Genomic DNA, 18,117 nt, shown 5'->3' with positions numbered 1-18,117 from the left:
GATTTGAGCCCGCACTCTCTTATGCGGGCTCGGGTATTTAGCGTACCACCAGTACGGAGCATTCCGCATGACGCACAACGGCTGCGGCGTTGGAACCCAACAGATAGGTAGTAATATCCGGGCGATGCGAGGCGATAATCACCATATCGGCCGGTAATTTTTTTGCCATTTCCAGAATCTTATCTTTAGGAGAGCCTTCTGCAACGTGAGCCTGCACGCGGTCCGCAGGAAGGTTGAATTTCTTGATAATCGCTTCCAGTTGAGATTTGGCTTCGGCTTTCAAATCGTCCATTGCGGGAAGCTCTGCTGAATAAGCCAGTCCCAGGGAAGCGTAATAGGGCAAAGACGGGATTACAGTCAAAAAGTGCACTTTAGCGTCGTCAATCTTTGCTTCGGCTTCAACATGCGAAATCACGCGTTGAGTTAATTCTGAATCTGAAATATCGATGGGTACAAGAATCGTTCTGTTCATAAAACCTCCTGTTTAAGTATCCACTGAAATTCTACTCCCTAAAGGCACTTTATGTACAATGACATACGTCACATTTTAGGTGCTGCTCCACGATACTCTGCGGGGACTACCAACAGGGGAGGACGGCGTAATATTAAGCGCATTCCCCGTAAATAATCAGCGAGTTGACGTTAAAACGTTATTTATGCCTTGTCAGGAAAGACCTAAAAAGAGATGTTACCGTTTAATTCAATAATTAATGAAATAATTCGCAGTGAAATAGATATAATTTATACGAATGCTTTTGGGGGTATTATACGAAATAAAAATTATACAATATCATTCGGTTACGATATTCTACGCCTGTTATATGCCTTTATTGTCACATATTCATTTTGTCGCTGGGCCATTGCGTTAACCTTTGCTTTCCAGCGTATAAATTGACAAGCCCGAACGAATGTTCGGGCTTTTTTTGTTTCCAGGTTAATCCTTAGAATATTTTTTAATCTGCGCCGGGTTTTTCCGCTTTTCCTGCCAGCAAGGCAAGAAAGTCATAGCGTTTTTGCAAATCCAATGCGGCATCTCGCCATAATTGTTCAGCTACTTCAGGCTGTTGCGCATTCAGGCGACGGAAACGCTGTTCATTAAGCAACGTTTCCGCCAGGGCATCAGACGGTGGCCGAGAGTCCAGAGCCAGCGGCGGCTTGCCTTCATCCGCACGGCGGGGATCAAAGCGGTATAACGGCCAGAAACCGGTCGCCGTTAACTGGCGCATCTGGTCATGGCTTAGCGCCAGATCGTAACCATGTTCCTCACAGGGGCTATAGGCAATGATCAGCGACGGTCCTGGCCAGGCTTCGGCCTCCTGGATGGCTTTCACCGTCTGGTTTAACTGCGCGCCCAGCGAAATTTGCGCGACATAAACATGACCATACATCATCATGCTGACGCCAAGATCTTTACGGGCTTTACGCTTGCCATGTTCGCCAAACTTAGTGACGGCGCCAAGCGGCGTCGCCTTCGACGCCTGGCCGCCAGTATTGGAATAACACTGCGTATCCAGAACCAGAATATTGACATTCTCCGTCAGGCTTAACACATGGTCTAAACCGCCAAAGCCGATGTCGTATGCCCAACCATCGCCGCCAATCAGCCAGATTGATTTTTCTACCAGCGCATCAGCATCCTTTAACAGTTCCTCTGCGCCCGCAACCGATTTCAGATGTTGGCGTAATGCGGCGACCTGCTCACGCCGAACGTCAGGCGTTGCTTCGGCATGCAGCGCATCGTTTAATTCCGCCGGAATGCGATCGGCGAATTGCGCCAGTAAACGCATGACGCGCGCCCGGTGCTGATCCACACTCAGACGGAAACCGAGGCCAAATTCCGCGTTATCTTCAAATAGCGAATTCGCCCACGCCGGGCCGCGTCCGTTGGCATCGGTGGTATAAGGCGTAGAGGGTAAGTTACCGCCGTAAATAGAGGAACACCCCGTGGCGTTAGCGATTAACATTCTGTCGCCATATAACTGAGTCAGCAGTTTAATATACGGCGTTTCACCGCAGCCGGAACAGGCGCCGGAATATTCAAACAGCGGCGTAATAAGCTGCGATGTGCGGATATCAATTCGTTCCAGTTTGTTTCGATCGATTTCCGGTAAGTCGAGGAAGAAGTCATAATTCACTTTCTCTTCTTCCACATGCTCAAGGCGCGACATCATGTTAATCGCCTTGATCTGTGGATTTTGCCGATCTTTAGCCGGGCAGACCTCTACGCATAAATTACAGCCAGTACAGTCTTCCGGCGCGACCTGCAGCACATATTTCTGGCCGCGCATATCGCGGGACTTCACGTCCAGCGAATGCAGACTGGCTGGCGCGTTCTCCATCGCCTGCGGGGAAACGACTTTCGCACGAATTGCCGAGTGAGGGCAGGCAGCGACGCAGTGATTACATTGTGTACACAGTTCCTCTTTCCAGACAGGAATCTCTTCGGCGATATTGCGTTTTTCCCAGCGGGTGGTGCCCATTGGCCATGTTCCGTCCGGCGGCAGGGCGGAAACAGGCAGTGCGTCGCCGAGGCCCGCCAACATGGCGGCGGTAACGGTTTTCACGAAATCCGGCGCGGCGTCGGAGACGACCGGCGGGCGATGCGCGCTATGCGGATTAACCGCCTGCAACGGCACTTCCGCCAGCGATTCCTGCGCCAGAGCCAATGCCTGCCAGTTACGCTCAACCAGATCCTGTCCTTTGCTGCTATAGCTTTTGGCAATCGCGCCCTGCAGCTCAACCAGGGCGCTATCGCCCGGAAGAATATGCGTCAGGTGGAAGAAAGCCATTTGCATGACGGTATTGATGCGGGCGCCAAGTCCACATTCGCGGGCGATTTTCGCCGCGTTAACCACGTAAAAACGCGCCTTTTTCTGATTCAACACCGCCTGAACTTCTTGCGGCAGACGCGACCAGACCTCGTCGGCGCTGTACGGCGTATTAAGCAGAAAGATACCGCCGGGCTTTAGACGCTCCGCCATCTGATATTTATCGATAAACTGTAATTGGTGGCAGCCGACAAAATCCGCCTGAGCAATTAAGTAAGCGGAACGAATGGGTTTCTCGCTGACGCGCAGGTGCGATACCGTGAGCCCGCCAGCTTTTTTAGAGTCATAAACGAAATAACCTTGCGCATACCACGGTGTAGAATTACCGATAATTTTAATATTATTTTTCGTGGCGGATACGCTGCCGTCGCTTCCCAGACCGTAAAATAACGCTTCAAGTTTAGCGCTGCCGGGCAGGGTATTTTCCGGTAATGGCAGCGAGAGGTTAGTAACGTCATCATAAATGCCCACCGTAAACCGTGGCTTGGGTTTCGCATGGCTGAGTTCATTAAAGACCGCCAGTACGCACGCCGGGCCGAACTCTTTGGATGATAGCCCATAACGGCCGCCAATGGTGCGCGGCAACGTTTCGCGCTCGCCATTATTAAAGGCTTCCGCCAGTGCGGTCATCACGTCCAGATAAAGCGGCTCGGCCTGCGCGCCAGGCTCTTTGGTGCGATCCAGCACGGCGATAGCGCGAACGGTTCCCGGTAATGCCTGTAACAAATGTTTGGCGGAGAAGGGACGGAACAGACGGACTTTCAGAACGCCGACCTTTTCTCCGCGTATCAGTAGCTCGTCCACGACCTCTTCGCAGGTGCCGAGGGCGGAGCCCATCATAATGATGACGCGTTCAGCCTGGGGATGGCCATAATATTCAAATGGCTGGTACTGGCGGCCTGTAGCATCGCTAAATGCCTTCATCGCCTCTTCAACATGATCATAAACGGCGTTGTACCACGGGTTGGTCGCTTCGCGAGACTGGAAGTAGGTGTCCGGATTCGCAGAAGTTCCACGAATCACCGGATGTTCCGGATTCAGCGCGCGGGCGCGGTGAGCGTCGATCTCCGCCTGCGGCATCAGGTTCAGAATGGTTTCATCCGTTAGCGGTATAATTTTGTTGATTTCATGCGATGTACGGAAGCCATCAAAAAAATGAATAAACGGAACGCGGCTTTTCAGCGTAGCTCTGTGCGCGATCAGCGCAAAATCCTGCGCTTCCTGAACGCTGGCGGCGCATAACATCGCGCAGCCTGTCTGGCGGACCGCCATCACATCGGAATGGTCGCCAAAAATAGAAAGCGCGTGTGTGGCGACGGTGCGCGCGGCAACGTGCAGTACAAACGGCGTGAGCTGCCCCGCCAGTTTATACAGCGTTGGAATCATCAGCAGCAGCCCCTGCGATGATGTAAATGACGTAGAAAGCGAACCGGTTTGTAACGCACCGTGAACGGCGGCGATCGCGCCGCCTTCCGACTGCATCTCTACCACACGCGGCGTATCGCCCCAGACATTTTTAAGCCCATTGCCGGCCCAGGCATCCGCTTGTTCAGCCATTGTTGAACTGGGCGTAATCGGGTAAATGGCGATAACCTCGCTGGTACGGAACGCCACCGACGCTACTGCGCCATTACCGTCAATTGTTTGCATATGACACCCTTACATTGCGCAAAAAAGAGGGACACGCATAATCGTGAGCGCATCCTGTAGTTATCCTTTTATTTTAGCAAAGCCCTTCAAGCCCCATTTTCGCTTTTGTGTCCCTGGCGGGAGGAGAATGACGATTTCTTGCCGAAAAGACGTAAAAAATTGCCAATAAATGTTAATGAAGCGCATAAATGCGCGCTTTGCCTCTCGACGCGTCAGTTTCTGCTGCCTATTATTTAGGGCGGTGTCGTTTGGATGAATAAACAGAGGGGAGAGAAATGCGCGCAGCGTTTTGGGTGGGATGTGCCGCGTTATTATTGTCGGCTTGCAGTAGCGAACCTGTTCAGCAGGCAACCGCGGCGCATGTTTCGCCAGGGATGAAAGCGGCGATGTCCAGCGCCGGCGAAGCGAATTGCGCTATGATTGGCGGTTCGCTTTCAGCGGCCCGGCAGCTTGATGGTTCAGTAATTGGTATGTGCGCGCTACCCAACGGCAAACGTTGTAGCGAACAGTCGCTTGCCGCCGGAAGCTGCGGGAGTTATTAAGCGCGGCGTTTCGCCTGACGCGTATAACTTTTCACTTAATGGCTTAGTGCGCTAAATCCGCCAGTTTATACATTAGCGTTGTTTCTGCCGTCGCCAGCGTTAATTGGTTCGCGGTTAAATCGACTTGCGCGCCTTTGCTGAAGAGTTCGCTGAGGGTGCCGTCCAGCGCATTAAGCTGCGGATCGGCGCACATCATTCGGGTCATCGCTAAATTTTTCACTTTTAATTCGCCGTCCGATAGTTTTCCTTCGCCGGTGAATTGATTGCACATTTTGCCGGATACCGTCATGTCCTCGCCAAAGCTGAGCTCCGGGCCGGTGACCGTTTTACCGTTTACGCTTTCCAGAACAAAGCGGTGGTGCTCCAGTTGCTCGCGTTTGACGGACACTTTTCCACTGCTCACACACCCTGTCATTATGATGCTCAGGGCGACCAGCGTGACGATTTTCTTCATTGATATTCTCTGTAATCTGATAGTTAACACTGACTATAGTAATGATATGACCGGATAGATCTTCAGGGGTTATCCGAAAATGCTCCCCTGAGCGCAGGGGAGCGACAGGATTAGAACAGCGCGTTCGGGCAGGCTTCGCCCTTCTCAAGCTGGCTTAAGTTTTGTAACGTGGTTTCAGAGATGCTGATCAGCGCTTCTGCGGTCAGGAATGCCTGGTGCCCCGTAAACAGTACGTTATGGCAGGCCGACAGACGGCGGAAAACATCATCCTGGATAACATCGTTTGACTTATCTTCAAAGAACAGGTCGCGTTCGTTTTCATACACATCCATCCCCAGCGAGCCGATTTTCTGATTCTTCAGAGCTTCGATAGCCGCCTGGGAATCAATCAGCGCGCCACGACTGGTATTAATGACCATAACGCCATTTTTCATTTGGTCGAATGCCGCATGGTTCAGTAAATGGTAGTTTTCCGGCGTGAGCGGGCAGTGCAGGGAAATGACATCCGATTCGGCAAACAACGTTTGCAGATCCACATACTCTACGCCGAGGTCAAGCGCGGCGGTGCTGGGATAGGGATCAAACGCCAGTAAACGCATTCCAAAGCCTTTCAGGATACGCAGCGCGGCGACGCCGATTTTACCGGTACCAATGACGCCAGCGGTTTTTCCGTGCATGGTAAAGCCGGTCAGTCCCTCAAGGGAAAAGTTAGCGTCGCGGGTGCGTTGATAAGCGCGGTGAATACGGCGGTTCAATGTCATCATCATGCCAATCGCATGTTCAGCGACGGCTTCCGGAGAATAAGCCGGTACGCGCACCACCTGCAAGCCGAGCTCTTTAGCGGCATCCAGGTCGACATTATTAAATCCGGCGCAACGCAGCGCGATGTATTTCACGCCGTGTTTTTTCAGCTCTTCCAGTACAGGTCGGCTCCCGTCGTCATTCACGAAGATACAAACTGCTTCACATCCATTGGCGGTTTTCGCCGTTTTCTCGGTTAGCAGAAAATCAAAAAACTCCAGTTCAAAACCGAACGCTTCGTTCACTTGCTGTAAATATTTCTTGTCATACTGTTTGGTACTATAGACGGCGAGTTTCATATGACCTTCTCCAGTGATGTTTGAATCACACAAATATGCTTAAAATTATCTTACAAAAAATCAAAAATAATTGATAGTCATACATATAATGAATAATTTTAGGTTATCATTCTCCACAACGCCTCAAATAGCCGGAGGGCGCCCCTGCAACATGAACTATTAGGCTATGTACGGGCAATCATGCCAAAATAAAGAGATAGCCGACTGAATTTTTCGTTAAATCAGGAAATTAATGGCCCATGAAGGGTAAATATAAAGCCGCCCTTGCGCTACTGTTACTGCTGATTCTTATCCCTCTGACGCTACTGATGACCCTCGGGCTGTGGGTTCCCACTCTGGCGGGAATTTGGCTACCCGTCGGTACCCGTATCGCTCTGGAACAAAGTCCACGCCTGACACGTCATGGGTTAGTGATTCCCGATCTTCGCTATCTGGTCAATGATTGTTCGTTAGCGCATATTACCCAGGCGGAACTGACGCATCCCAGCCGTTGGTTGCTGAATATTAAAAGCCTCAAACTGGATGCCGCGTGCCTGGCGAAACTGCCCGCTACGGAAGCTTCCCCCGCCGCGCCGCGTACGCTGGCGCAGTGGCAGTCAATGCTGCCCAATACCTGGATTAACATCGATAATGTCATTCTCGCGCCCTGGCCGGAATGGCAGGGCAAGCTGGCTATCTCCATGACGCCGGTCATTCAGCAGATACGTTATCAGGGCGAAAAAGTAAAATTTCAAGGGCAGCTACGCGGTCAGGCATTGACGGTGAGCCAACTGGAGATCGCCGCGCTGGCCAACCAGCCTCCCGTTAGCCTGGCGGGGGAATTTGTGTTGCCGCTGGTACCGGATGGCCTGCCGGTCAGCGGTCATGCGGCAGCGACCTTGCGTCTGCCGCAGGAACCGTCGCTGGTGGATGCGGAACTGGAGTGGCGTGATAACGCCGGACAGCTCATCGTGATGGCGCGAGGTAATCCTGACCCGATTCTCGATCTCCCCTGGGCGGTAACGCGTCAGCGGCTTACCATCAGCGATGGCCGCTGGAACTGGCCATATCAGGGATTCCCCTTGAGCGGACGTCTGGCTTTTAATATCGATAACTGGCAAGCCGGGCCGGATAATGCGCGAGTCAGCGGACGCCTGAATATTCTGACCCAGGGCGATGCCGGTAAAGCGAACGCGGTACTGACTATCGGCCCGGGAAAACTCAGCATGGATAGCAGTGAGATGCCTCTACAGCTTACCGGCGAGGCTAAACAGAAGGATTTAATCTTTTATGCCGTATTGCCCGCTATGTTCCGCGGCAGCCTGGCCGATCCGCAGCTCACCTTTGCACCTGGCGCATTGCTACGCTCGCGCGGACGGGTGATTGATGCGTTAGATATTGATGAAATTCGTTGGCCGCTGGCGGGCGTTAAGGTGACGCCGCGCGGCGTTGATGGTCGATTACAGGCTATTTTACGGGCGCACGAAAATGAGATGGGCGATTTCGTTCTTCATCTTGATGGCCTGGCGAATGATTTTCTCCCTGATGCTGGTCGTTGGCGGTGGCGCTATTGGGGGCAAGGAAGCTTTACGCCAATGCGCGCCCACTGGGATATTGCCGGACAGGGCGAATGGCATGATAACACCATCAGGTTGACCAGTTTGTCCACCGGTTTTGATCAGTTGCACTATGGCGCAATGACCGTCACATCGCCAAGACTGGCGCTGAATAAACCTATTGTCTGGGTTCGCGACGCCACAACGCCGTCGCTACAGGGCGCGCTGTCTCTGGAGGCGGGAAAAACCGTATTTACCAGCGGGAGCGTGCTGCCGCCTTCTACCATTAATTTTAGCGTTGAAGGGCGCGAGCCAACCCTGTTCCAGTTTAAAGGCGACCTTCGGGCGGGGGCGATAGGGCCGGTACGGCTGAATGGGCGCTGGGATGGCGAACGCCTTCGCGGACAGGCCTGGTGGCCGAAGCAGTCGCTTATCGTTTTCCAGCCGTTGCTTCCACCAGACTGGAAAATGACGCTGCGCGAAGGCTCACTGTATGCGCAGGTGGCTTTTTCCGCCGCACAGGGGCAGGGATTTGAAGCAGGTGGACACGGCGTGTTAAAAGGCGGCAGCGCATGGATGCCGGATAACAAAATCAACGGCGTCGATTTCATTCTGCCATTTCGCTTCCACAACGGCGCGTGGCAATTGGGGACGCGCGGGCCCGTCTCGCTGCGTATCGCCGGGATAGTTAACCAGGTCACGGCGAAAAATATCACCGCTGATTTACAGGGCGGTTATCCCTGGAGCGAGTCGAATCCATTACTGCTAAGCGATGTCAGCGTAGACGTGCTGGGCGGTCAAATCATTATGAAACAGTTGCGAATGCCGCAGCACGACCCGGCGCTTTTGCGGGTGCAAAATATTTCATCCAGCGAATTGATTAGCGCCATAAATCCAAAGCAATTCGCCATGTCTGGTCCGGTCAGCGGCGCGCTGCCGCTGTGGCTGAACAATGAAAAATGGATAATCAAAGATGGCTGGCTTACGAATCCTGGGCCAATGACGTTGCGTATCGATAAAGATACTGCGGATGCGGTGGTGAAGGATAATGTCACGGCAGGCTCGGCGATCAACTGGCTACGTTATATGGAGATTACGCATTCGTGGACGAAAATTAACGTTGATAACCTGGGCGTACTAACGATGCAGGCGGCTATTACCGGCAAAAGCCGGGTAGATGGTAAAACCGCGATCGTTAACTTGAACTATACCCATGAAGAAAATGTGTTTACGCTGTGGCGCAGTTTGCGTTTTGGCGACAATTTACAGGCATGGCTTGAACAAAATACAGCGTTGCCGCAACCTCCTTGCCGGAAAGACAAGGACTGTGAGGATAAATAATGAAAATGAGTATTGCCATGCTGTCAGCGCTTGCGTCATTTATCGTGGTGGGGTGCACGCCACGTATTGAAGTCGCCGCGCCGGAACAGCCGATTACCATCAACATGAATGTAAAGATCGAGCATGAAATACATATCAAAGTCGATAAAGACGTTGAAGAACTCCTGAAATCACGCAGCGATCTATTCTGAGGCCATAATGAAAAAGTATTTAATACTATGGGTGCTGACGCTGAGCTTGCTCACACCTTCTGTGTGGGCCTTAACCCTGGACGAAGCGCGCACGCAGGGCCGGGTCGGGGAAACGCTGAATGGCTATCTGGTGGCCTTAAAGAATGATGCCGAAACCCAGAAACTGGTGCTTGATATTAATCATGCCCGCCGCGCCAGTTATCAGCAGTTAGCGGATAGCAATCATCTTCCCGTGGACGAGGTGGCGAAGATGGCAGGGCAAAAACTGGTTGAGCGCGCCAGGCCGGGAGAATATGTCCAGGGAATTAATGGCAAATGGATGCGTAAATAACCGCTTCCCGACAATTTTTTTACCGCAAAATGCATTTTTATATGGGTAATTTCTGAATACGAAGGTCGTATTTACATTAGGCGAACCGGAAGGCTATTTCTATACTGTTGGCTGGTATCACTATTCGCGAGAGTAACCAGGTATGACGTCTGAAAAATTATCTGCTGCCTGCCATTGTGGCAGCGTCGTGTTTACCGTTCAACTTAGCGATGGTTTTCATACCGCCAGGCGCTGCAACTGTTCGTTTTGCCGGATGCGCGGAGCGGTGGCAGTGTCTGCGCCGCTGTCGGGTATTAAAGTGCTAAAAGGGCAGGATAAGCTTACCGAATATCGCTTCAATACGGGCAAGGCGGTGCATTTTTTCTGTTCGGTATGCGGGATATATACTTTTCATCAGCGTCGATCCAATCCCGATCAATATGGGGTCAATGTGGCGTGCATCGAAAATATGTCGCCTTTTGATTTCGCCTGCGTTGAAGTCAATGATGGGGTAACGCATCCCAGCGATGGCGGCAGTAGCGGCGTGGTAGGATATTTGCGCTACGAACCGAAGAAGTCACCTCCCGTCGAAACGGGAGGCAAAAATATTTAAGCGGCCACTACGCTGTCAATCGCGGCTTTTGCATCGGCCTGAGCTTTAGCCGCCACTTCCGGCCCGTAGGCGATGCCTTCGGCAAAGACAAAATTCACGTCGGTGATACCGATAAAACCAAGGAACACTTTCAGGTAAGGCGCAATCAAATCCGTCGGGGTGTCTTTATGGATACCGCCGCGGCTGGAGAGAACCACCGCGCGTTTGCCGGTTACCAGACCTTCCGGGCCTTTTTCGGTATAGCGGAAAGTGATACCGGCGCGGGCAATCAGATCAAAGTAGTTTTTCAGCTGCGTCGGGATATTGAAATTGTACATCGGCGCCGCAATAACGATGACGTCGTGGGCTTTCAGTTCAGCAATGAGTTCATCAGACAGCGCCAGAGCGTCCTGCTGACGTGGCGTTAAAGGCGCATCGCCCGGACGCATCGCGCCCACCAGCTCGCCATCCAGCACCGGAACAGGGTTGGCCGCCAGATCGCGGACAGTAATTTCATCTGCGACGTGTTTTTCGCGCCATTGTTCAATAAAATAGTCAGTCAACTGACCAGACTGAGAGTACCCTGCCAGAATACTGGATTTAAGAACTAATACCTTGCTCATGGGTGTTTCCTTTTATGTGTTTGAAGGGGCGTGCCCCGTTGCTTGTTGACACTTTATTCACAAATATGTCGCAGGGATAGCGCAATATATCGAACCCTTTGTTCGAAATTATTGAACAACACAAAAAAAGCCCCAATGTGGTACTCTATACCTATCATTTAAAACGATTTTAAACAGGCAGAATGCTGCCCAAGAGCTTTATGACTGAACAATCTATGTTGACGCTTCAGGTGTTACAGCAGCGGCTGGATGCACTGATGCTGCGCGACAAACAGCGCTTTTCGCGCCGCCTGCATGGCGTAAAGAAAGTAAAAAATCCTGATGCGCAACAGGCCATTTTCCAGACGATGGCGAAAGAAATTGAACAGGCTGCGACGCAGGTCGCTCTCCGCGAAGCGGCGCGCCCCTCAATCACTTATCCGCAAAATTTGCCTGTTAGCCAGAAGAAACAGGACATTCTGGAAGCGATCCGCGATCATCAGGTGGTGATCGTAGCAGGGGAAACCGGTTCCGGTAAAACCACCCAGTTGCCGAAAATTTGTATGGAGCTGGGACGCGGAATTAAAGGACTTATTGGTCATACTCAGCCGCGTCGCCTGGCGGCGCGCACCGTCGCTAACCGCATTGCCGAAGAGTTGCAAACGGAGCCTGGCGGCTGCATCGGCTATAAAGTTCGTTTCAGCGATCATGTCAGTAGCAACACCATGGTCAAACTGATGACGGACGGTATCCTGCTGGCGGAAATCCAGCAGGACAGGCTATTGATGCAGTACGACACCATCATTATTGATGAAGCGCATGAACGCAGCCTGAATATTGACTTCTTGCTCGGCTATCTGAAAGAGCTTCTGCCGCGTCGCCCCGATCTGAAAGTGATTATTACCTCTGCGACCATCGACCCGGAACGCTTCTCGCGCCACTTTAATAACGCGCCGATTATCGAAGTCTCTGGCCGAACGTATCCCGTAGAAGTTCGTTATCGCCCCATTGTGGAAGAGGCTGACGACACTGAACGCGATCAGCTACAGGCAATTTTCGACGCTGTTGATGAACTGGGGCGTGAAAGTCCCGGCGATATCCTGATTTTTATGAGCGGAGAGCGGGAAATCCGCGATACCGCCGACGCCCTGAACAAGCTGAACTTACGGCATACCGAAGTGTTGCCGCTGTATGCACGCTTGTCGAACAGCGAACAGAACCGCGTTTTCCAGTCGCACAGCGGACGCCGTATCGTGCTGGCGACTAACGTGGCGGAAACCTCGCTGACGGTGCCGGGTATCAAGTATGTGATCGATCCTGGCACTGCGCGCATCAGCCGCTACAGCTACCGCACTAAAGTGCAGCGCCTGCCGATTGAACCGATCTCACAGGCTTCCGCCAACCAGCGTAAAGGGCGTTGCGGACGCGTATCGGAAGGGATCTGCATTCGTCTGTATTCGGAAGATGACTTTTTGTCACGTCCGGAATTTACCGACCCGGAAATTCTACGTACCAACCTGGCGTCGGTTATTTTGCAGATGACCGCCCTGGGGCTGGGTGACATTGCCGCCTTCCCGTTTGTCGAAGCGCCGGATAAGCGCAATATTCAGGATGGCGTGCGTTTGTTGGAAGAGCTGGGGGCGATTACCGCCGACGAACAGCAAACGGCATATAAGCTGACGCCGCTGGGCCGACAATTATCTCAGCTGCCGGTCGACCCGCGCCTGGCGCGTATGGTTCTGGAAGCGCAAAAACATGGCTGTGTGCGCGAAGCGATGATCATTACTTCCGCACTCTCTATTCAGGATCCGCGCGAGCGCCCAGTGGATAAGCAGCAGGCTTCCGATGAGAAACACCGGCGTTTCCATGATAAGGAGTCCGATTTTCTGGCGTTTGTTAACCTGTGGAATTACCTCGGCGAGCAACAAAAGGCCCTGTCGTCGAATCAATTCCGCCGTCTGTGTCGCACCGACTATCTGAACTATTTACGCGTGCGTGAGTGGCAGGATATCTATACCCAACTGCGTCAGGTGGTAAAAGAACTGGGGATTCCGGTAAACAGCGAACCCGCAGAGTACCGGGAAATTCACGTTGCGTTGTTAACGGGACTGTTGTCGCATATCGGGATGAAAGATGCCGATAAACAAGAGTACACCGGCGCGCGTAACGCCCGATTCTCTATTTTCCCCGGTTCCGGTTTATTCAAAAAACCGCCGAAATGGACAATGGTCGCAGAACTGGTGGAGACCAGCCGTTTGTGGGGGCGCATCGCTGCCCGCATTGAGCCAGAATGGGTGGAACCGGTAGCCCAGCACCTGATTAAACGTTCATATAGCGAACCGCACTGGGAGCGGGCGCAAGGCGCGGTGATGGCGACGGAAAAGGTTACTGTCTACGGTCTGCCGATTGTCGCCGCGCGCAAAGTGAATTACAGCCAGATTGACCCGGCGTTGTGTCGCGAGTTGTTCATCCGCCATGCGCTGGTGGAGGGGGACTGGCAAACCCGTCATGCCTTCTTCCGTGAGAATCTAAAATTGCGTGCGGAAGTCGAGGAACTTGAGCACAAATCTCGCCGCCGCGATATCCTGGTGGATGACGATACCCTGTTTGAGTTTTATGACCAGCGTATTAGCCATGACGTTATTTCCGCCCGCCACTTTGATAGTTGGTGGAAAAAAATCAGCCGCGAGACGCCGGATCTGCTCAACTTTGAAAAAAGTATGTTGATTAAAGAAGGCGCGGAAAAAATCAGCAAACTGGATTACCCGAATTTCTGGCACCAGGGCAATCTCAAGCTGCGTTTGAGCTATCAGTTTGAACCGGGCGCGGATGCTGACGGCGTGACCGTCCATATTCCGTTGCCGCTACTTAACCAGGTTGACGAGAGCGGTTTTGAATGGCAGATCCCGGGGCTGCGCCGTGAATTAGTTATTGCGCTGATTAAATCGTTGCCAAAACCGGTACGTCGCAACTTTGTTCCGGCGCCAAACTATGCTGAAGCGTTTTTAGGTCGCGTAACGCCGCTGGAGCTGCCGCTGCTGGACGCTCTGGAGCGTGAACTGCGCCGGATGACCGGCGTCACGGTCGATCGGGAAGACTGGCATTGGGATCAGGTGCCCGAGCATCTGAAAATCACGTTTCGCGTGGTGAATGACAAAAACAAGAAACTGCAGGAAGGGCGTTCGCTCGCCGAGCTTAAAAATGCGCTGAAAGGCAAAGTGCAGGAGACGCTCTCGGCGGTGGCGGATGACGGCATCGAGCAGAGCGGGCTGCATATCTGGAGTTTCGGCGAGCTGCCGGAAAGCTACGAACAGAAACGCGGTAATTATAAAGTGAAGGCGTGGCCGGCGTTAGTGGATGAGCGTGACAGCGTCGCTATCAAATTGTTTGATAATCCGCTGGAACAACAACAGGCGATGTGGTGCGGTTTACGCCGTCTGTTGTTGCTCAATATTCCTTCACCGATTAAGTATCTGCATGAGAAATTGCCGAATAAAGCCAAGCTGGGGCTGTACTTTAACCCGTACGGCAAAGTACTGGAGTTGATTGATGACTGTATCGCCTGCGGGGTAGATAAGCTGATAGATGCCAACGGCGGACCGGTGTGGAGCGAAGCAGGTTTCACCGCGCTGCACGAAAAGGTACGCGCCGAGCTGAATGATACTGTGGTGGATATCGCGAAGCAGGTTGAGCGGATCCTGACGACCGTATTCAATATCAATAAGCGTCTGAAAGGGCGGGTGGATATGAGCATGGCGTTGGGGCTTTCCGATATCAAGGCGCAGATGAGCGGTCTGGTATACCGTGGTTTTGTGACTGGCAATGGCTTTAAACGTCTCGGCGATACGCTGCGTTATCTGCAGGCAATTGAAAAGCGGCTGGAGAAACTGGCTGTCGATCCGCACCGCGATCGGGCGCAAATGCTGAAAGTCGAAAGCGTCCAGCAGGCGTGGCAACAATGGATAAATAAACTGCCTCCAGCGCGTCGCGAAGATGATGATGTTAAAGAGATCCGTTGGATGATTGAAGAACTGCGTGTCAGTTATTTCGCCCAACAGCTAGGTACGCCTTATCCTATTTCCGATAAGCGTATTTTACAGGCCATGGATCAGATTACGGCCTAAAAAGCCAGGCGACGACGTCTTTCAAAGCGATCCGGTACAAGTTCGGAACAAAAAGGAGGAATTATGAATACAACGCCATTTCCGGCGCTCTCTGCGGAAACATTGCTGGCGGTGAATACCGTCGGACAGTGGCTGGCGCAAAATGATTTTTCCGGCGAACAACCTTATTCGTCGGATTGCGTCGTCCTGGCGGGCAATGCGGTGATCCCCACTATCGACGCGGCCTGTCGCATCGCCAAAGCGCAAGGCGTTCCTTTACTGATTAGCGGCGGTATAGGTCATTCGACGCCGTTTTTGTACGCCGTGATTGCCCGGCATCCGCGCTACCACACTATTCGCACAACCGGACGCGCTGAAGCCGCGATCCTCGCGGATATCGCGAACCAGTTCTGGCATATTCCGGCTGAGAAAATTTGGCTGGAAGATCGGTCAACTAATTGCGGCGAAAATGCCCGTTTCTCCTGTGCACTGATCCGTCAGGCGAAAGAAAACATTAACACGGCTATCGTTGTGCAAGACCCCACCATGCAGCGGCGCACTATCGCGGCGTTTCGGCGCGTGACAAACGACGACACCGATGCGCCGCGCTGGCTGAGTTTTCCTGGTTTTGTTCCGGTACTGCGCCACCTTAATGACGGTACACGTTTTGCCAATGTTGAAGAGGGCATCTGGACGGTGGAGCGTTATCTGTCTCTGATTGCCGGCGAGCTGCCCCGTTTGCGTGACGATGAAACAGGGTATGGACCGCGTGGTAAAGATTTTATCATTCACGTTGATATCCCACGCGATATTGAAAACGCATGGCAGGTATTGCAGGCAGATACTACGCTGCGCAGTGCGTTAGGACAGAGAGCTTTACGCTAAAAATCGCCCGTTTGCGAGGGTGAACGGGCAAGTGCGACCACCATTTCATAAATTTGATGAATTATTTATAAAAGCTGGTTATGTTGTCGCTTTACGGTTTTCATTCAGGACGCGCTATGGGCAATAAGTATTCCGGCCTGCAAATTGGTATTCACTGGTTAGTCTTTTTTCTGGTTATTGTGGCTTACGCCGCGATGGAGCTGCGCGGTTTTGCGCCGCGTAGTTATCGGCCCTGGTTTAATATGACGCACGTTTCATGTGGTATCACTATTTTGCTTTTAATGGTGGCACGCTTGTTTATTCGGCTGAAATATCCCACGCCGCCCATTGTTCCTCGTCCAAAACCGATGATGACCGGAATGGCGCATTTAGGACATCTGGTGATTTACCTGTTATTTATCGCGCTGCCTGTTATTGGTCTGGTCATGATGTATAACCGCGGTAATCCCTGGGTCGCATTTGGCATTACTATGCCCCATGCCGCCGAAGCTAACTTTGAACGCGTAGATATGCTGAAATCCTGGCACGTCACGCTGGCGAATCTGGGCTATTTTGTTATTGGACTTCATGCCATCGCTGCTTTGATGCATCACTATTTCTGGAAAGACAATACGCTGTTACGGATGATGCCGCGTAAGCGTGACTGACCGTCCTGTATGACGTTTGCTTCAGGCGGGGTTAACTGCTTAAGGCAAACAAGGCATCTATCAGAGGGGATGGCGTATTCCATACAGAAAACGCCTGCGTCTAACCAGGACCCGTGACGCAGGCGAAGGAGGACGGGTCTACATCGGAAGCGGGTATTATACTTATTTGTATGACAAATAAAATAAGCAATTACTATTCCGTAATCCAATGTTTAATCAACGGGTTAAACCCACATGATCGCGCTGCCGACCGCTCGGAAGTGCCTGTACTTACGATGAGCGTGGCGTAGTGGCGGAAAATAGCGCAACGGCGCCATGTTGCTCCAAAGTCACCTTAGCGAAATGTTCGTCCAACACGCTGCGTAACGTATCGGCTGAATCATTGGTATTACTGAATATTCCTTTCTTGTTATAAACAGCCATTAATTTCTTACCAAAAGCATTGTGAGGAACCTCTTTGCCCAGAATCGTGGCGCCAAAAAGTGTGCCGCCGGGTTTAAGCGCCATACCGGCATTTTTAATTGCCTTCGCTTTTGTTGTCATCTCACCGGGTAAGCAGTGCAGAAGATAGTACATCGAAACGGAATCGAAGCGCCCGTGCCAGTCCGCCGGGAACGTGTCGAAAACATCGTGTTGTAGTGTGGCGCGGATTTTCGTATTACCCACTCGGCTGGCGGCTATTTTCAGGCTATCCGGATTTAAATCCATCAGCGAAATGGCATGAGTCGCAGGTGCATGTTTCAGGTAATAACCTGTACCTACGCCAATATCCAGGTGAGTCTCGCCCATGTGATGCAGGAAGAAAGGAAGTAGTCGCGTATCAGTAGGACACTTCCATGCATATTTGTTTGAGATATTGAGTACCCACCAGTCATATAAGCTAAGCGTGAATGGGTTATAGACTTTTGCGCCTGATTGTTGTGTATGCTTCATTGTTCTCTCACTAAATAATTTCGCGCTGGAATTAAAACAACGAAGCAATCGTTAGGCAAGCATTAATCAGGTGAGTGAGTAATTTAATGCGATGAATAAAGGAGATATTATGAATTAAGCGGCTATCTTAAAGAATATAGAGGATAATAATAGCTGATAAATGAATTGAACAGTCATATTATTATAAGCTGATAATTAATAATCGTTGATGTACGAGTATTAAGCCCTTTGATAATAACAATGCAATTAAATGCAGGGAGAACAATATTTATTCAAACACATAAAGCGATTATTGCACATTAATTGATATTTTAAATGTTACGCTGAGATAGCCATCTTTATTTAATATCACCTACCTGGAGGCGATATGATTGAGGTTTTTGAAGCGTTTGGCTGGACCTTAC

The 18,117-nt window shown here is 51.7% G+C and carries 15 protein-coding genes; 8 read left to right on the top strand and 7 right to left on the bottom strand.

The genetic code is table 11. The features are described from left to right. Positions 1 to 37: 37 nt before the first annotated feature. The 3 genes from uspF to HV477_RS02105 all read right to left on the bottom strand — a co-directional run bounded on the left by uspF (position 38) and on the right by HV477_RS02105 (position 4,850). On the bottom strand, positions 38 to 472 hold the full coding sequence (gene uspF, locus HV477_RS02115) for a universal stress protein UspF (protein ID WP_001082296.1): 435 nt from the start codon (positions 470 to 472) through the stop codon (positions 38 to 40). A gap of 481 nt (positions 473 to 953) precedes the next feature. Beyond that, positions 954 to 4,478, bottom strand: coding sequence for a pyruvate:ferredoxin (flavodoxin) oxidoreductase (nifJ, locus tag HV477_RS02110; RefSeq protein WP_079898788.1), 3,525 nt, complete (start codon positions 4,476 to 4,478; stop codon positions 954 to 956). 60 nt (positions 4,479 to 4,538) lie between these two features. After that, on the bottom strand, positions 4,539 to 4,850 hold the full coding sequence (locus HV477_RS02105; RefSeq protein ID WP_031602436.1) for a hypothetical protein: 312 nt from the start codon (positions 4,848 to 4,850) through the stop codon (positions 4,539 to 4,541). On the opposite strand from HV477_RS02105, the gene HV477_RS02100 reads away from it, so the two are divergent. Beyond that, complete coding sequence (locus HV477_RS02100) at positions 4,754 to 5,020, top strand: DUF333 domain-containing protein (protein WP_001200680.1); 267 nt, start codon at positions 4,754 to 4,756, stop codon at positions 5,018 to 5,020. The two genes, HV477_RS02105 and HV477_RS02100, sit on opposite strands and share 97 nt — an antisense overlap. A 43-nt stretch (positions 5,021 to 5,063) precedes the next feature. Here HV477_RS02100 and hslJ read toward each other — a convergent pair whose 3' ends face one another. Both hslJ and ldhA read right to left on the bottom strand, forming a co-directional pair. Continuing rightward, positions 5,064 to 5,474, bottom strand: a complete 411-nt coding sequence (gene hslJ, locus HV477_RS02095; RefSeq protein WP_000725242.1) for a heat shock protein HslJ — start codon at positions 5,472 to 5,474, stop codon at positions 5,064 to 5,066. Positions 5,475 to 5,584: 110 nt separating this feature from the next. Continuing rightward, positions 5,585 to 6,574 carry a D-lactate dehydrogenase gene (ldhA, locus tag HV477_RS02090; RefSeq protein ID WP_000762206.1) on the bottom strand — a complete coding sequence of 330 codons (990 nt, stop codon included), beginning with the start codon at positions 6,572 to 6,574 and terminating at the stop codon, positions 5,585 to 5,587. A 239-nt stretch (positions 6,575 to 6,813) separates the two neighbouring features. On the opposite strand from ldhA, the gene HV477_RS02085 reads away from it, so the two are divergent. The 4 genes from HV477_RS02085 (at position 6,814) to HV477_RS02070 (ending at position 10,564) form a co-directional block, all read left to right on the top strand. After that, the gene (locus HV477_RS02085; RefSeq protein WP_023137900.1) at positions 6,814 to 9,450 is read left to right on the top strand and encodes a YdbH family protein; all 2,637 of its coding nucleotides are present in this window, start codon (positions 6,814 to 6,816) and stop codon (positions 9,448 to 9,450) included. After that, positions 9,450 to 9,641: a YnbE family lipoprotein gene (locus HV477_RS02080; protein ID WP_000784063.1), complete on the top strand. Its 192-nt coding sequence runs from the start codon at positions 9,450 to 9,452 to the stop codon at positions 9,639 to 9,641. Before HV477_RS02085 ends, HV477_RS02080 begins: the two co-directional genes overlap by 1 nt. A 7-nt stretch (positions 9,642 to 9,648) precedes the next feature. Beyond that, entirely contained in the window at positions 9,649 to 9,972 is a 324-nt protein-coding gene (locus tag HV477_RS02075; protein WP_000760345.1) for a YdbL family protein, read from the top strand. Between the two features lie 142 nt (positions 9,973 to 10,114). Further along, a complete protein-coding gene (locus HV477_RS02070; protein WP_001540112.1) occupies positions 10,115 to 10,564 on the top strand; it encodes a GFA family protein in 450 nt (149 codons plus the stop codon). Here the strand turns inward: HV477_RS02070 and azoR are convergent. Next, entirely contained in the window at positions 10,561 to 11,166 is a 606-nt protein-coding gene (gene azoR, locus HV477_RS02065; RefSeq protein ID WP_000048924.1) for an FMN-dependent NADH-azoreductase, read from the bottom strand. The genes HV477_RS02070 and azoR overlap by 4 nt on opposite strands. A gap of 200 nt (positions 11,167 to 11,366) precedes the next feature. On the opposite strand from azoR, the gene hrpA reads away from it, so the two are divergent. The 3 genes from hrpA to cybB all read left to right on the top strand — a co-directional run bounded on the left by hrpA (position 11,367) and on the right by cybB (position 16,780). Next, entirely contained in the window at positions 11,367 to 15,269 is a 3,903-nt protein-coding gene (gene hrpA, locus HV477_RS02060; protein WP_079898840.1) for an ATP-dependent RNA helicase HrpA, read from the top strand. Positions 15,270 to 15,332: 63 nt separating this feature from the next. Then, positions 15,333 to 16,133, top strand: coding sequence for a YdcF family protein (locus HV477_RS02055; protein ID WP_023231530.1), 801 nt, complete (start codon positions 15,333 to 15,335; stop codon positions 16,131 to 16,133). A 116-nt stretch (positions 16,134 to 16,249) separates the two neighbouring features. Then, complete coding sequence (gene cybB / locus HV477_RS02050; RefSeq protein ID WP_000527273.1) at positions 16,250 to 16,780, top strand: cytochrome b561; 531 nt, start codon at positions 16,250 to 16,252, stop codon at positions 16,778 to 16,780. Between the two features lie 270 nt (positions 16,781 to 17,050). Here cybB and HV477_RS02045 read toward each other — a convergent pair whose 3' ends face one another. Next, a complete protein-coding gene (locus tag HV477_RS02045) occupies positions 17,051 to 17,713 on the bottom strand; it encodes a class I SAM-dependent methyltransferase (protein WP_001520112.1) in 663 nt (220 codons plus the stop codon). Positions 17,714 to 18,117: the final 404 nt, after the last annotated feature.

It is taken from the genome of Salmonella sp. SG203 (assembly GCF_013350575.1).
In the GTDB taxonomy this organism is placed as follows: Bacteria; Pseudomonadota; Gammaproteobacteria; order Enterobacterales; family Enterobacteriaceae; genus Salmonella; species Salmonella enterica.
The sequence above is the reverse complement of the archived record's forward strand: the minus strand, read 5'-3'. Positions and strand labels throughout refer to the sequence as shown.

Coding starts and splice junctions, on each gene's coding strand:
- uspF (WP_001082296.1), bottom strand. CDS start 472: ATGAACAGAACGATTCTTGTACCCATCGATATTTCAGATTCAGAATTA.
- nifJ (WP_079898788.1), bottom strand. CDS start 4,478: ATGCAAACAATTGACGGTAATGGCGCAGTAGCGTCGGTGGCGTTCCGT.
- HV477_RS02100 (WP_001200680.1), top strand. CDS start 4,754: ATGCGCGCAGCGTTTTGGGTGGGATGTGCCGCGTTATTATTGTCGGCT.
- hslJ (WP_000725242.1), bottom strand. CDS start 5,474: ATGAAGAAAATCGTCACGCTGGTCGCCCTGAGCATCATAATGACAGGG.
- ldhA (WP_000762206.1), bottom strand. CDS start 6,574: ATGAAACTCGCCGTCTATAGTACCAAACAGTATGACAAGAAATATTTA.
- HV477_RS02085 (WP_023137900.1), top strand. CDS start 6,814: ATGAAGGGTAAATATAAAGCCGCCCTTGCGCTACTGTTACTGCTGATT.
- HV477_RS02080 (WP_000784063.1), top strand. CDS start 9,450: ATGAAAATGAGTATTGCCATGCTGTCAGCGCTTGCGTCATTTATCGTG.
- HV477_RS02075 (WP_000760345.1), top strand. CDS start 9,649: ATGAAAAAGTATTTAATACTATGGGTGCTGACGCTGAGCTTGCTCACA.
- HV477_RS02070 (WP_001540112.1), top strand. CDS start 10,115: ATGACGTCTGAAAAATTATCTGCTGCCTGCCATTGTGGCAGCGTCGTG.
- azoR (WP_000048924.1), bottom strand. CDS start 11,166: ATGAGCAAGGTATTAGTTCTTAAATCCAGTATTCTGGCAGGGTACTCT.
- hrpA (WP_079898840.1), top strand. CDS start 11,367: ATGACTGAACAATCTATGTTGACGCTTCAGGTGTTACAGCAGCGGCTG.
- HV477_RS02055 (WP_023231530.1), top strand. CDS start 15,333: ATGAATACAACGCCATTTCCGGCGCTCTCTGCGGAAACATTGCTGGCG.
- cybB (WP_000527273.1), top strand. CDS start 16,250: ATGGGCAATAAGTATTCCGGCCTGCAAATTGGTATTCACTGGTTAGTC.
- HV477_RS02045 (WP_001520112.1), bottom strand. CDS start 17,713: ATGAAGCATACACAACAATCAGGCGCAAAAGTCTATAACCCATTCACG.